This window comes from Kitasatospora sp. NPDC058115, from assembly GCF_042884635.1.
Taxonomy (GTDB): Bacteria; Actinomycetota; Actinomycetes; order Streptomycetales; family Streptomycetaceae; genus Kitasatospora.
This window is the reverse complement of the sequence record NZ_JBHVTL010000013.1, coordinates 218,495-232,736: the sequence shown is the minus strand read 5'-3', so window position 1 is coordinate 232,736 and position 14,242 is coordinate 218,495. Positions and strand designations below refer to the sequence as shown.

General features: G+C 74.5%; 11 protein-coding genes. 2 read left to right on the top strand and 9 right to left on the bottom strand.

The window, feature by feature from the left end; translation table 11 throughout:
* Window positions 1–568 precede the first annotated feature (568 nt).
* Window positions 569–2,092, top strand: a complete 1,524-nt coding sequence (locus tag ACFVVL_RS16515) for an ABC1 kinase family protein (RefSeq protein WP_387675601.1) — start codon at window positions 569–571, stop codon at window positions 2,090–2,092.
* Window positions 2,093–2,199: 107 nt separating this feature from the next.
* Here ACFVVL_RS16515 and ACFVVL_RS16510 read toward each other — a convergent pair whose 3' ends face one another.
* From ACFVVL_RS16510 to ACFVVL_RS16495, 4 genes are all read right to left on the bottom strand, one after another.
* Window positions 2,200–2,598: a hypothetical protein gene (locus ACFVVL_RS16510; protein ID WP_380288604.1), complete on the bottom strand. Its 399-nt coding sequence runs from the start codon at window positions 2,596–2,598 to the stop codon at window positions 2,200–2,202.
* Window positions 2,595–2,960, bottom strand: a complete 366-nt coding sequence (locus tag ACFVVL_RS16505; protein WP_376149379.1) for a WhiB family transcriptional regulator — start codon at window positions 2,958–2,960, stop codon at window positions 2,595–2,597. The genes ACFVVL_RS16510 and ACFVVL_RS16505 overlap by 4 nt, the downstream gene beginning before the upstream one ends.
* Window positions 2,961–3,127: 167 nt before the next feature.
* Window positions 3,128–3,604, bottom strand: coding sequence for a hypothetical protein (locus ACFVVL_RS16500; protein ID WP_387675597.1), 477 nt, complete (start codon window positions 3,602–3,604; stop codon window positions 3,128–3,130).
* A gap of 278 nt (window positions 3,605–3,882) precedes the next feature.
* Window positions 3,883–6,147: an ATP-dependent DNA helicase UvrD2 gene (locus tag ACFVVL_RS16495; protein ID WP_380288610.1), complete on the bottom strand. Its 2,265-nt coding sequence runs from the start codon at window positions 6,145–6,147 to the stop codon at window positions 3,883–3,885.
* Between the two features lie 269 nt (window positions 6,148–6,416).
* On the opposite strand from ACFVVL_RS16495, the gene ACFVVL_RS16490 reads away from it, so the two are divergent.
* Entirely contained in the window at window positions 6,417–6,674 is a 258-nt protein-coding gene (locus ACFVVL_RS16490) for a mycoredoxin (RefSeq protein WP_350563441.1), read from the top strand.
* A gap of 98 nt (window positions 6,675–6,772) precedes the next feature.
* Here ACFVVL_RS16490 and ACFVVL_RS16485 read toward each other — a convergent pair whose 3' ends face one another.
* The 5 genes from ACFVVL_RS16485 to ACFVVL_RS16465 form a co-directional block, all read right to left on the bottom strand.
* A complete protein-coding gene (locus ACFVVL_RS16485) occupies window positions 6,773–7,627 on the bottom strand; it encodes a GntR family transcriptional regulator (RefSeq protein ID WP_380288613.1) in 855 nt (284 codons plus the stop codon).
* Window positions 7,628–7,883: 256 nt separating this feature from the next.
* Entirely contained in the window at window positions 7,884–8,834 is a 951-nt protein-coding gene (nudC, locus tag ACFVVL_RS16480) for an NAD(+) diphosphatase (RefSeq protein ID WP_387675593.1), read from the bottom strand.
* Window positions 8,835–8,928: 94 nt separating this feature from the next.
* Complete coding sequence (locus tag ACFVVL_RS16475; RefSeq protein ID WP_380288616.1) at window positions 8,929–10,341, bottom strand: dipeptidase; 1,413 nt, start codon at window positions 10,339–10,341, stop codon at window positions 8,929–8,931.
* 209 nt (window positions 10,342–10,550) lie between these two features.
* Window positions 10,551–13,430 carry an FtsX-like permease family protein gene (locus tag ACFVVL_RS16470; protein ID WP_387675589.1) on the bottom strand — a complete coding sequence of 960 codons (2,880 nt, stop codon included), beginning with the start codon at window positions 13,428–13,430 and terminating at the stop codon, window positions 10,551–10,553.
* Window positions 13,427–14,203, bottom strand: coding sequence for an ABC transporter ATP-binding protein (locus ACFVVL_RS16465; RefSeq protein WP_387675617.1), 777 nt, complete (start codon window positions 14,201–14,203; stop codon window positions 13,427–13,429). Before ACFVVL_RS16465 ends, ACFVVL_RS16470 begins: the two co-directional genes overlap by 4 nt.
* Window positions 14,204–14,242 lie beyond the last annotated feature (39 nt).

Below are 14,242 nucleotides of genomic sequence, written 5' to 3'. Positions count from 1 at the left end.
GGCAAGGGCCGAGGCGCCGAGGAGCCAGGGGGTCGAGGAGGAGGGAGGGGTGGGGGGCGGGGGGGAGGGGGCCCCGGAGAGGAAGGAACTCCGCAACGGGGCACGGAGCGAGTGACGGGGGCCGCGTCGGCCGGTCGGCCGACGCGGCCCGGAAGGCCAGGACGAGCGGGGCGGACCGGGAGCGGCGCCGCCACGGTGGGTGGGACAGCCGGGGCGGGTGGAGCAGGGCAGGCCGCGCCGCCCGAGTGGGCGGCGCGGCCCCGGAAAGGCGGGGTCCGCCGCCCCGGTGCCGGTCGGCTCGGCGCCGGTCGCCCCGGTCCGGGCCGGGGTCGAACTCGCCGCCGGGGAGGCCCGGTTGACCGGCCCGGTGGGCCCCTCCCGGCCGCCGGGAGGGCTTCACCGCCCCCTGCCCTCGGCCGCGCCGGGCCCGTGGCGGCGTCCGCCGGGGCGGTGCGGCCCCGGCGGGGCGGCGAATTCCGGCCGGGGCCGCGCCGTCGAACGGGCACAATGGCGTATGACGGTCGGCCCCCGCTGCGGGGGCCTTGGGCGTGTCGACTTGGAGGCCCGGGTGAGCGATCTTCCGCGCAAGGCAATGACCCGCACGGCACGACTCGCCGCTCTGCCGCTGGGGATAGCCGGCCGCGCCACCCTGGGTCTCGGGAAGCGGATCGGCGGCCGGTCGGCCGAGGTGGTGACCGCCGAGCTGCAACAGGCCACCGCCGACCAGCTGTTCAAGGTCCTGGGCGAGCTCAAGGGCGGGGCGATGAAGTTCGGGCAGGTGCTGTCCGTCTTCGAGGCCGCCCTGCCGGAAGAGGTGGCCGGCCCCTACCGGGCGGCGTTGACCAAGCTGCAGGACGCCGCGCCGCCGATGCCGGCGGCGAAGGTGCACGCGGCGCTGGCGCAGCGGCTGGGCGAGGACTGGCGGAGCCTGTTCCTGGAGTTCGACGACCGTCCGGCGGCGGCCGCGTCGATCGGCCAGGTGCACCGGGCGGTGTGGCACGACGGGCGCGCGGTCGCGGTCAAGGTGCAGTACCCGGGGGCGGGGGACGCCCTGTTGGCGGACCTGTCGCAGTTGAGCCGGGTGGCGTGGCTGCTGGGTCCGCTGATTCCGGGACTGGACATCAAGCCGCTGATCACGGAGCTGCGGGAGCGGGTCGCCGAGGAGCTGGACTACGGGCTGGAGGCGCAGGCGCAGCGCCGGCACGCGGAGGAGTTCGCGGGCGATCCGGAGATCGTGGTGCCGGGTGTGGTGGCGCAGGCGGACCAGGTGCTGGTGTCGGAGTGGATGGACGGCACGCCGCTGGCGGAGGTGATCGCCTCGGGTTCGCAGGAGGAGCGGGACGTCGCCGGCCGGCTGCTGGCACGCTTCCTGTTCGCCGGTCCGTCACGGACGGGGTTGCTGCACGCGGATCCGCATCCGGGCAACTTCCGGCTGTTGAAGGACGACGGCCCGGTGGAGGGCTGGCGGCTGGGGGTGCTGGACTTCGGGACGGTGGACCGGTTGCCGGGAGGCCTGCCGGCGCCGATCGGGGCGTCGTTGCGGATGGCGTTGGCCGGGGACGCGGCGGGCGTGCTGGCGATGCTGCGCGAGGAGGGTTTCGTCAAGCCCTCGATCGAGCTGGATCCGGATGCGGTGCTGGACTACCTGGTGCCGATCATCGAGCCGGCGGCGGTGGAGTCGTTCCACTTCACCCGGGCGTGGATGCGGGCGCAGGCGGCACGGATCGCCGATCCGCGGTCGCCCGCGTACAACCTGGGCAAGCAGCTGAACCTGCCGCCGTCGTACCTGTTGATCCACCGGGTGACGCTGAGCACGATCGGGGTGCTCTGCCAGCTGGGGGCGAAGGCGCCGTTCCGGGCGGAGATGCTGGCGTGGCTGCCGGAGTTCGCCGAGGAGGGGTCGCCGGGGCGGGCGAAGGAGGCGGCGGCGGCAGCCGAGGCCATGACGAAGCCCGAGGCCGCGGCAAAGAAGGCCGCCCCGAAGAACCCGGCCCCGAAGAACGCGGCCGCGAAGAAGCCCGCCGCGAAGAAGGCGGCGGCGGCGAAGAAGGCCGCCCCGGCCAGGCGCCGGAACCCGTCCGCGGAGGGCTGATCCGCCGTCCGCCGTGAACGGCCGACGGCCGCAGGCCGCCTCCCGGTGTCGGGGGCGGCCTGCGGCGCGACGGGGGTCCTGATGGGTCTAGCTCACCGGCGTCCCGGTCACATCAGGGCGACGGCGAGGGCCTTGCGGGCCCGGAGTGAGGCGCGTTCGGCCTTCTGCTTGAGCCGCTGGGCCCGGGCGAGCCGGCTGACGAGCCGTTGGTGCTCGGCCTCCTGGAGGCGCTCTTGCATATGCGCCCGTGCCAGGGATTCATGGAGAAGTTGCATTTCGAGGGTCCTGTTCTGGATCTGAAGTTCGGTGGTCTGCTCGGCCCGGACGGTCGGATCGATGGCGGCGGCGGTCATGTGGTGGTCCTGCTCGTGGTGCGGTGTCGGGAAGGGGCGGATGCGGGCGGCGTCGGCCTTGGCGGCGGCGAGGCGTACGGAGCGGCGGAGGGCGTTGTCCAGCGGGGGCTGCTCTCCCCGGCGGACGGTTCCGGCTCCGGACGCGGGGTTCACGCCGCGACCTCGGTCTTGCGCGGGCGGCCGCGCGGCCGCTTGCGGGCCACGACGACACCCTGGACGAAGAGCTCGCCGCCCCAGACGCCCCAGGGCTCGCGGCGCTCCAGGGCGCCGGTGAGACAGGCGTCCTTGACCGGGCAGGTGCCGCAGAGGGACTTCGCGTACTCGACGTCGGCGGGCGTCTCGGCGAAGAAGACCTCGGGGTCGAAGGCGCGGCACGGGATGGGGAGCCCGAGCTCCTCGGCCTGGTCGATCGAGGTGAACTGCATGGGGAGAACCTCCGGAGGGTCGGCCTGGTCGGCCTTCGTCTGGTCTGTCGGCGGTACGGACGGGGTGGGCGGCGTGATGACCGTGGACACTGTGGGCGTCTTCCTCGTCTTCTCAGTGGGTCCGGCTCAGCTGACTGGTGGGGCTGGGCCGGAGGCCCCGGGGGGCCTGGGTGGTCTTGCGTACCGGACAAAACAGAAGGGCCGCGGATCCCGGTGTTGGGGTTCCGCGGCCCTGGAGGCGCCGACCTGAGGCTGGCTCAGGTTCGTTCTCTCCAGGGTTCAGGGCCGCGGAAGGCCCGCATCCGGGCGGCCGTGGCGCCGTTGAAGGCGGCCATGGCCTGGTTGATCTGCTGCTCGTTCTGCTTCTGGGTGTTTCCGGCACCGATGACCCGCGCATAGCCGCCATGCATGACAATGGCTACGACCGTCTTCGGTGCCTGGGTCGGTCGCTCATCACGCAGGGAGCGCGAAGCATCGACCGACGCCCAGTCGCGGGACAGACCAGTCTCGACACCGGTGCCGTCGAGGCTGCCGCCCTGGATGCCGTTGCTGCCGTGGCCAGTGTGTCCGAGGCCACTGACAGCGAGGGCGGGGGAAGCGGGAACGACGGAGACACCGGTGGTGTCGAGACCCAGACCGGTTTCGCACAGCTGGACGGCGAGCCGCAGGTTGGCGGAGCGCAGGGAGGCGGCGACGACGGTCTGGCCAGTCATTTTGGTGATCATGGTTTCCACTGCATTCGCCTCCTCTCGGCGTCTCGCGGAGCCTGGTTCCCCGGGCTCCGAACTGTTCGGATGTCTGTCTCGGTGAAGCTGGGTGAAGCTGGTGGAGCTCGGTGAGCTCGTGGTGCAGGGGAGTGCGGCGACAGGCGTCACCCCGGACGATCGCGTCCCCTTGACCGCTCCGGCAGGCTATTGCGCTCCCGGCACGGCGCGCAAACTATTTTTCCGGCGAGTTTCCCGACGGTCTCCGCGGCGCCTCCCGGCACCGGCTGTGATCGCCCCGGACCGGCTCAGGCCGGTTCGTCCGGCTGGTCGTCCGTGACGTCTGCCGGATCCCTGACGGGCTCCTCCCCCGCACACAACGAGAGCACGGCGGCCCCGTATTTGTCCAGCTTCATCGCGCCGACCCCGGAGATGCCGGCGAGCTCCTGCCGGTTGGCGGGGACGTCCTCGGCGATGGCCATGAGGGTGGCGTCGGTGAACACGACGTAGGCGGGGGCACCCTGTTCGCGGGCCTGGGCGGCGCGCCACTCGCGCAGCCGCTCGTAGAGCGCCTCGTCCATGGTGGAGGGGCAGCCCTCGCAGCGGCGGAGCTTGCGCTCGACGGCCTCGGTGAGGGCCCGCCCGCAGACCCGGCAGGTGACCGGGCCGCGGACCCGGCGCCCGGCGGAGCGCTCGCCGCCCCCGCCGGCCGCCCCGCCGCGCCCGGCGGACCGGCTGCCGGGGGCGCTGGAGCCGGGGCGCAGCCCGTCCAGGAAGCGGCTGGGCTTGCGGGAGGCGCGGCCGCCCGGGGAGCGGGAGAGCGCCCAGGAGAGGGTGAGGTGCTTGCGGGCGCGGGTGACGCCGACGTAGAGGAGGCGGCGCTCCTCCTCGACCTGCTCGTCGGTCTTGGCGTAGATGATCGGCAGGGTGCCCTCGGTGAGGCCGACGAGGAAGACGGCGTCCCATTCGAGGCCCTTGGCGGCGTGCAGGGAGGCGAGGGTGACGCCTTCGACGGCGGGGGCGTGCTGGGCGGCGGCGCGGGCGTCGAGTTCGGCGACGTAGGCGGCGAGGTCGGTGCCCTGCCCGTCGGCGGCGCGGCCGCGTTCGAACTCCTCGGCGAGCCGGACGAGGGCGGCGAGGGACTCCCAGCGGTCGCGGACGGCGCCGGATCCGGCCGGGGGTTCGGCGGTGAAGCCGCGGGTGGCGAGGACGGCCCGGACCTGGCCGGCGAGGTCGGGGGCGCCGTCGGTGACCGGGTCGGAGGCGGCGCGGGCGGCGCCGCGCAGCAGGACGCCGGCGTCGCGGACCTCGGGGCGCTCGAAGAACCGCTCGGCGCCCTTGAGCTGGTAGGGGACGCCGAGGTCGGCGAGGGCCTGCTCGTAGACCTCGGACTGGCCGTTGGTGCGGAAGAGCACGGCGATCTCGCTGGCGCGCACGCCGGCGGCGAGGAGCTCCTTGATCCGGCGGGCGGTGGTCTCGGCCTCGGTGGGTTCGTCCTCGTACTCGGTGTAGACCGGCTCGGGGCCGGCCTCGCGCTGGGAGACGAGTTCGAGGCGGTGGCGGGCGGCCTCGCCGCGGGCCTGGGCGAGGAGTCCGTTGGCGAGGTGGACGACCTGGGGGGTGGAGCGGTAGTCGCGGACGAGCTTGACGACGGTGGCCTCGGGGTGGCGGTTGCGGAAGCCGAGCAGGTAGTCGGGGGTGGCGCCGGTGAAGGAGTAGATGGTCTGGCTGGCGTCGCCGACGACGCAGAGGCTGGCGCCGCCGCCGGGGCCGGTCCACTGGTCGAGGAGGCGCTGCTGGAGCGGGGAGACGTCCTGGTACTCGTCGACGGTGAAGTGCCGGTACTGGGCGCGGACCTGGTCGGCGATGTCGGGGCGGTCCTCCAGGATGGCGGCGGTGAGCAGCAGCACGTCCTCGAAGTCGATGTTCCCGCGGCGGCTCTTGGTCTCCTCGTAGACGCGGTAGACCTGGGCGGTCTCGGCGGGGTCGCGGGGGGCGTCGCGGCCGGACTTGGCGACGGCGGCGGGGTAGTCGTCGGGGCCGGTCTGGGTGACCTTGGCCCATTCGATCTCGGCGGTGAGGTCGCGCAGTTCGGTGCGCTGGACGCGCAGCCCGCAGCGGCCGGCGGCCTCGGCGACGAGCTGGACCTTGCGCTCCAGCAGCTGGGGCACGGGTCCGCCGACGGCGCGGGGCCAGAAGTACTGGAGCTGGCGCAGCGCGGCGGCGTGGAAGGTGCGGGCCTGGACGCCGTCGGCGCCGAGCTGGCGCAGGCGGCCGCGCATCTCGCCGGCGGCGCGGGCGGTGAAGGTGACGGCGAGGACCTGCTGGGGCTGGTAGACGCCGCTGCGCACGCCGTAGGCGATGCGGTGGGTGATGGCGCGGGTCTTGCCGGTGCCGGCGCCGGCGAGGACGCAGACGGCACCGTGCAGGGCGGTGGCGACGGCGCGCTGTTCGGGGTCGAGTCCGGCCAGGACGGCGTCGGGGCCGCCGGCGGCGGGGTCGCCGAAGCGGTGGGCGTCCTGGTGTCCGTCGAACGGGCTGCCGCTCAAGAGGTCTTCCTGCATGCGTTCCATCCTCTCAGCCCGCGCGGACATCGCGGGCGGGGTTGTCCACAGGTGCGGTGTGATCGCCGGATGATCGCGCCGAGGACGGCGGATGGTTGCACGTGGGGGCGCGGGCTCTGCCACCCGCGCCGGTTCGGGTGGGTGCACGCCGGTGCGGTCCGGCCGGCCGCGCGCGGAATGACCGCCGGGCGGTGGACGTTCTCCCCCCGGAGCCGCGCGACCCGCGCGGCGCCCCGCCAAGGCCCCCGGCCCCTCCCCGATCAGAAGGAGTCCCCTCGATGTCCGGCAGCGTGACGATGTACAGCACGACCTGGTGCGGCTACTGCAACCGGCTCAAGAGCCAGCTGCAGCGCGAGGGCATCGGCTACACCGAGATCAACATCGAGGAGGACCCGGCGTCGGCGGCCTTCGTCGAGTCGGTGAACAACGGCAACCAGACCGTTCCGACCGTGCTGGTGCAGCCGGCCGGCGGCGGCGAGCGGGTCGTGATGACCAACCCGAGCCTGCTGCAGGTCAAGAAGGCCCTCGCGGCCTGATCCCCGCGCCCCGCCCGCGGCCGTGCCCTGCCCCGCCCCGCGCGCGGCACCGCACGGCGGCCCGGACGGCCCCGGCCCGGCGCGCCCGCCCACCGCGGCTACGGCGCGTCGGCCCGGGCCGCCTCGACGGGCGCGGCGGGCCCGGGCAGGACGGTCCGGGCGGCGAGGTCGCCGACGCCGTAGACCAGCCGGCTGCGGTCGGCGGAGTAGCGGGTCTCGATGACCCGCACGGGTCCGCGCCGGTCGTAGGTGACCCGGGTCTGGACCATCAGCGGCACCCCGGGTCCGCCCTGGAACCACTGCGCCTCCTCGGGCCCGGGCATCCGGGCGACGAGGTGGTCGACGGCCCCGATCTCGGTGCGGCCGAGGGCGGCGAGCACCGCCTCGTCGCCGCCGTCGATCTGGTCGGGCTCCATCAGCGGGGTGCCGGCGGCGAGGCCGGCCCGGTAGTGGCTCTCCTCGATGGAGTACGGCTCGCGGTCGAGCATGCGCAGCTGGCGGCGGACCACGATGGCCTCGCCGGGGCGCAGTCCGAGCCGCTCGGCGATGTCGACGCGGGCCCGGACGATCATCATCTCGAAGTCGACGGTGAGTTCGCGCCCGCTCTCGGCGGCCTCGCCGCGGTAGACGGCGCTGGGGACGGCCAGGCAGTCGCGGGGGCCGGGGTCCTGCGGGTCGAGGCGGGGTGCGGGCCCGTAGGCGCGGTGGTCGAGCACGGGGTGCTCGCGCAGATAGGTGCCCTTGCCCTGGAGGCGGACCAGCCGGCCCTCGTTGACGAGGACGTCGACGGCGAGCCGGACGGTGTTGCGGGCGACGCCGTACTGGCGTTCCAGTTCGCTCTCGACCGGCAGGGCGGCCGCGGCGGTGAACTCGCCCTCGGCGATCCGGCGGCGCAGGTCGGCGGCGAGGCGCTGGTATTTGGGGGATTGGGTGGTACCCCGGGGGATTGTCACCCGAGTGAATGTAGCGAGCCGGGTGAGGGGCTTTCAGGCGTTTGCGGCAAAGTCCGCCGGGATCGGTGACACTGCCGGACGGGGCCCCGGGGGCCGTACTGGACAGGGCCGCTCCGGTTACGAACATCCTGGGGAGACCGATTCGAAAAGGAAATGGGGGGCGCGTGGATCAACTCCACACGCCCCCCATCCACAGAACACGCCGAACGCGCCGAACACACCGAACGCGCCGAACGCTCCCGCCGCCCGCCGGGAATTACCAGCGGGCCGCCGACGGCAGCGGCTCCCCGTACCAGACCTCGACCAGGTGCCGGGCGATCGAGATCCCGGACGGCGGCAGGATCTCCCCCGCCGCCATCCCCGCCCGCAGCTCCTCCCGGGAGAACCAGCGCGCCTCCGCCAGCTCCTCCCCGTCCACGGTGATCGCGGTGCCCTCCGGGTGCGCCCGGCCCAGGAAGCCCAGCATCAGGCTGGACGGGAACGGCCACGGCTGGCTGGCCACGTAGGAGACCTCGGCGACCCGCACCCCGGCCTCCTCCTGCACCTCGCGCACCACCGCCTGCTCGATCGACTCCCCCGGCTCGACGAAGCCGGCCAGCGTCGACCAGCGGCCCTCCGGCCACAGCGCCTGGCGGCCGAGCAGGCAGCGGTCCTGCTCGTCGGTGATCAGCATGATCACCGCCGGGTCGGTGCGCGGGTAGTGCTCGGCGGCGCAGGAGGTGCAGCGCCGCACGTGCCCGGCCCCGGCCTTCTCGGTCGGGTGGCCGCAGCGCGAGCAGAAGCTGTGCAGCCGGTGCCAGTGCTCCAGCGCGACGGCGTGCACCAGCAGCCCGGCGTCCCGGTCGGACAGCAGCGCGCCGACCTCGCGCAGCCCGGCCGGGCGGGCGTCGCCGTCCAGCCGGCCCGGCAGGCTCTCGCCGGCCAGCGCGAAGTAGGAGACGCCCTCCTCGTCGGTGCCGAGGAAGTACCGGTCGCCGCTCTGCGGTGCCTCGAAGGAGGGCATCAGGACCAGCTCGGTCCCCTGCCCGGTGTCCACCACGAACGCCTCGCCGCCGGCGATCGGCAGCACCTTGGTGGACGGGTGGCTCCACGCGGCCGCCAGCCAGGGCTCGTCGAACCGGTGCTGCGCCGCCCGGTCCACCCCGGCCCGGGCCAGCGCCAGGTGCGACGGGCGTTCGGTCTCAGGCACGGTGCTCAACTGTTCCATCCCCACGTGATCGGTCTTCCGGACGGTTCGGGTCCGCGCGGACCACCGGGACGGGACGCGCCCGTCCCCCGGTCCGCCCGCGCTCGCCCGCGGTTCACGCGCTCTCGCCGCCCGGCCGCCAGTTCTCGGCCAGGTCGGCCCACAGGTAGGCGGCGGTCTCGACGCCCTTGGCCAGCAGGTCCAGCTCGACCTTCTCGTCCACCGAGTGCCAGCCGTCCGAGGGCACCGAGATGCCGAGGAACAGCACCGGCGCGCCGAGCACGTCCTGGAGGTCGGCGGCCGGACCGGAACCGCCCTCACGGGTGAACAGGATCTTCTGCTCGAAGGCCCGGCCCATCGCCCGGACGGTGGACTGCAGCGCCGGGTGGTCGAGCGGGGTCAGACAGGGCCGGGTCGCTCCCGGGAAGACCAGCTCGTGACGGATGCCCTCGGGGACCCGGTCGGCCACCCAGGAGCGGACGGCCTCGCGGACCTTCTCGACCTCCTGCCCGGCGACCAGCCGGAAGGAGAGCTTCAGGTGGGCCGAGGCGGGCACGATGGTCTTGCCGCCGGGGCCGGTGTAACCGCCCCAGATGCCGTTGACCTCGGCGGTCGGGCGGGCCCAGATCCGCTCCAGGGTGGAGTAGCCGGCCTCGCCGCGGGTGCCGTACGACTTGGCGGTCCGCAGCCAGGCCGCCTCGTCGAAGGGCAGCTCGGCGAAGAGCGCCCGCTCGCGGTCGGTCAGCTCGACCACGCCGTCGTAGAAGCCGGGGACGGCGACCCGGTGGTCGGCGTCGTGCAGGGCGGCGGCCAGCTCGGCGGCGACGGTGGCCGGGTTGGGCACGGCGCCGCCGAAGGAGCCGGAGTGGATGTCGGTGTCCGGCCCGTACAGGTCGATCTGGGCGTCGGCCAGGCCCCGCATGCCGGTGCAGACGGTCGGCGTGGTCTCGGACCACATGCCGGTGTCCGAGATGATCACGACGTCGGCGGCCAGCCGGCCGGCCTCGCGGCGCACCAGGTCGGCGAAGTGCGGGGAGCCGGACTCCTCCTCGCCCTCGATCAGCAGCTTGAGGTTGACGGCCGGCGCGGTGCGGCCGGTGGCGGCCAGGTGGGCGCGCACGCCGAGGGTGTGGAAGAACACCTGGCCCTTGTCGTCCGCGGCGCCCCGGGCGTAGAGCCGGTTGCCGACCACGGTCGGCTCGAACGGGTCGGTCGCCCAGCCGTCCTCCTTGGCGGCGGGCTGCACGTCGTGGTGGCCGTAGACGAGGACGGTCGGCGCGTCCGGGTCCCCCGAGGGCCACTCGGCGAAGACGGCCGGCAGGCCGTCGGTCTCCCACACCTCCGTCACCGGGAAGCCGGTGTCGCGCAGCTTGGCGGCCAGCCACTCGGCGGAGCGGCGGACGTCTCCGGCCCGGCCGGGGTCGGCGGACACCGAGGGGATGCGGAGCCAGTCCGCGAGGTCCGCGAGGAAGGCGGGCCGGTGCTGGTCGATGAAGGAGCGGACGACGCTGTCCGGGGTTCTCGTCATACGGACGACTTTAGTTCGCCCGGGTGCCTGCGAGCGGCCCCGGTCCCGAAGCACGGGCATCCCGGGGGCTGTTACGTCCGTCACCCCGGACGCGTCGGGCGTCCGGGGTGACGGGTGGGACGGGTGTGACGGCCGGCGGCCGCCGGTTGACGGGCACCGGTTGACGGCCGCCGGTCGACGGGGCCGGGACGGCGGGCGGAGGACCCGGCTCAGCCAGTGCGGCGCAGCAGCGAGATCCGCGAGCGGGTGAGCAGCGCAGCCAGCGCCACCGCGAGCAGCGGCAGCAGGATCACGGTGCCCGCGATGTTGAGCCAGGGGAACACCACGATGCCCTTGGCCGCCTGTTCCTGCAGGGTCATCCCGGGGTAGGTGCTCGCGGCGCCCTCGACCTTGCGCAGGGCGATCGCGGGCACCACGCCGGCGACGGCCCCGAGCAGGGCGCCCATGGCGGCGATGACGCCGCACTGGAAGCCGGACAGGGTGCGCCGGATCCGGGGCGCGGCGCCGACCGCCGCGAGGGTGGTGAGGTCGCGCTGGGAGTCGGCGGCGGCGAGGCCGGTGGCGATGCCGGCGGCGCCGAGCGCGACCAGGCCGGCGAACACGGTGAGGCCGAGGGTGATGAGGTCGCCCGGGGACCGGTAGCCGCGTTCGATGTCGAACTGGATGCCGTCGGAGAGCTTGGCGAGCGCGGCGCGGGCCTTCTGCTCCGCGGCGTCGGAGGCGGGGCCGTCGGGCCGCCACACCGAGCCGATGTCGCGGGTGGTGAGGCCGAGGCGCCGCGCGGTGTCGGGGTTGAGCACCACCTGGTCGTTCGGCCCCAGCGGGGAGGTGGCGAGGTGGGCGTCGACGGTGACCGGGTGGACGGCCGGCTCGGCGTCCGGGTTGTTCGGGTCCCTCGGCTCGGTGAGCTCCAGGAGGGCCTTGCCGTCCTTGATGTAGCGCTCGTCGAAGACGACGGCCTTGCCGGCCGCGAGGGCCTGGGCGGCGGCCTGGTCGGTGACGTCGTAGAGGTTGCGCAGCAGGGCGCCGTCACCGGCCTGGGTCATGCCGAAGGGGCTGCCGTGGGAGATCCGCTGCTCCTGGCAGCGCGGGTCCTCGCGGGTGAGCCGTTCGACCTCGCCCGGGCCGAGCTTCATCGCGTTGCGGCCCGCGGCGGGGCAGCGGCGCTCCTCGGGCATCACGAGCGCGGCCCAGCCGCAGATGCCGTCGCGGCTGACCATGCAGTCGCCCTGGTAGTTGACGCGCTGGACGTCGGCGCGGGTGCCGAGCCCGGGGACGCTGTTCTGCACGGCGCCGCGCATCTGCGGGAGCAGCGAGCCGTCGGAGCCGGCGCCCCAGCCGGCGGAGAGCACGATGGAGTGGTCGGGGCCGGAGGCGACGTACTCGCGGCGCAGTTCCTCGTCGGAGCTGGTGGTGTAGACGCCGACGGCGACCGAGCCGGCGACGGCGGCCATGACGGCGGCGACGGCGGGGGCGGTGCGGCCGCGGTGGCGCACCGAGTCGCGCAGGGCGAGGCGGGGGCCGAGCGGCAGCCAGCGGCCGATCCGTCCGAAGAGGCCGACCAGGTAGGGGGCGAGGGCGACCATGCCGAGTTCGGCGACGGCCGAGCCGCCGAGGACGGCGACGGAGCGGCCGCCGAAGCCGCCGGTGGCGCCGAGCAGGGCGAGGGCGGAGCCGCCGCCGAGCATCAGCAGGCCGAGCAGGGCGAGCCTGCGGCTGGGCGGCTTGAGGGTGTCGCGGCCGGTGAGGGCGGCGACGACGTCCTGCCGGGAGGCCTGGACGGCGGGCACCACGGCGGCCAGCAGACCGGTGACGAGGCCGATCAGGGCGATGCCGAGCAGGTCGAGCGGCTGGAGGTCGAAGTGGCCGAAGCGCTGGCCGGAGAACTCCTCGGCCCGGGTGCGCAGCAGGGCGACCAGGCCGATGCCGACGGCGAGGCCGACGACGGCGCCGGTGAGGCCGAGGACGACACCGCCCCCGAGGACGACGGCGCGCACCTGGGCGCGGTCACCGCCGCCGGCGGCGAGCAGGCCGAGCTGGCGGCGGGAGCGGCGGGCGCCGACCGCGAAGGCCGGGCCGGCGAGCAGGACGATCTCCAGCAGGGCCATGCCCATGACGGTGCCGAGGACGACGACCGAGGTCCGGTCGAGGAAGGGGGTGCGGCTGCTTTCGCCCCGGCTGTCCTGGTCGACGTAGAACGGCACCTCGGAGCGGGGCGGCGGGTCGAGGATCACGGTGCGCGAGGCGACGAGGAACCCGTACTTGTTGAGCTCCATGACCTTGGGCCAGTCGAGCGTGGTCCCGGCCGGGAGCTTGACGAGCCAGTTGTTGGCCTCGTCGCTGACGGAGGTGCGCCCGCGCGTGCCGGGCTCGCCGGGCAGCTTGGCGAGCGGGTCGATCACGGCGCCGGGGCGGGCGAACAGGCCCGCGTTGCGCAGGTCGCCGGGGTGCTCGGCGACACCGGTGATGGTGTACGGGGTGGCTTCGAGGCCGCGCGGAGAGGTGCGGTCGCCGATCTTCAGCCCGGAGGTGTCGAGGAACGTCTGGGTGACGGCGATCTCGTGGTCGGCGCTGGGGGCCCGGCCCTTGACCATGTCGTAGCGGCCGTGCCAGACCGGGTCGGTGAGGTCGAGTTCGGTGATCCGGACGTTGGTGAGGCCCTCGGCGGTGCTGGTGGTGATGTAGGGGCCCTCGTGCAGCGGCACGAGGGTGGCGCCGGGCAGCAGTTGCCGGGCGAGGTCGGCGGGCGCGGTGTCGAGGCTGCGCTGCTGCTCGGGGGTGAGGACGGGCTTGCCGTTCTCCTTCTTCGCGTCGTCGACGGTGGTGATCTTGCGGTCCACGTCGGGGTCGGGGGTCTGCAGGACGACGGCGCCGCGGTCGAGGATCTCCAGGGAGGCGCCGGCCTGGCCCATGGTGCGCTCGATCCTCTCGATCGGATCGAGTTCGGCGCTGCGGAAGAACACGTCGGCGCCGGTGACGCCGAGGACGGGAAGCGCCACCATGGCGACGACGAGGGCGCTGCGGCCCTTGGCGCGCAGGGCGTCGCGGCGGGCGATGCGCAGGGCGACCCGCCAGGAACCGAGCTTCACTCCCCCACCGGGCCCTTCGCGTTGGCGGCGGCGGCGACGAGCAGGCTGCCGGCGTCCTGGCTGGCGCTCTCGTCGACCATCCGGCCGTCGCGCAGGAAGACGACGCGGTCGGCCCAGGCGGCGTGCCGGGGCTCGTGGGTGACCATCATGGCGGCGGCGCCGGCGTCGCAGCGGGCGCGCAGCACGGCGAGGACGGCTTCGCCGGTGGTGGAGTCGAGGGCGCCGGTGGGCTCGTCGGCGAGGACGAGGCGGCGGTCGCCGATGAGGGCGCGGGCGATGGCGACGCGCTGCTGCTGGCCGCCGGACATGTCGTCGGGGAAGCGGTCGGCGAGTTCGGGGATGCCGAGTTCCTCCAGCGCGGTGAGCGCCTCGCGGCGGGCGGCGCGGGTGGACAGGCCGTCGAGTTCGCGCGGCAGGGAGATGTTCTCGGCGGCGGTGAGGGCCGGGATGAGGTTGTAGTCCTGGAAGACGTAGCCGACGGAGCGGCGGCGGACCTCGGCGAGGCGCTTGCGGCTGAGGCCGCCGAGGGCGACGCCCTCCACCAGGACCTGGCCGTTGCTGGGCGTGTCGAGGCCGCCCGCGAGGGTGAGCAGGGTGGACTTGCCGGAGCCGGAGGGGCCCATGACGGCGACGAACTCGCCGGGGTGGACCTTGAGGTCGACGCCGCGCAGCGCCTGGACCTCGGCGGCGCCCTGGCCGTGGACGCGGGTGACGTTGTCCAGGTGGAGAACGGCGCCGGTGCCGTTCCCGCTCGGACCGCTGTGGGACACGATTCCCCCTGCTGTGGTGGGGCCCGTCGCACGGTGGTGGGT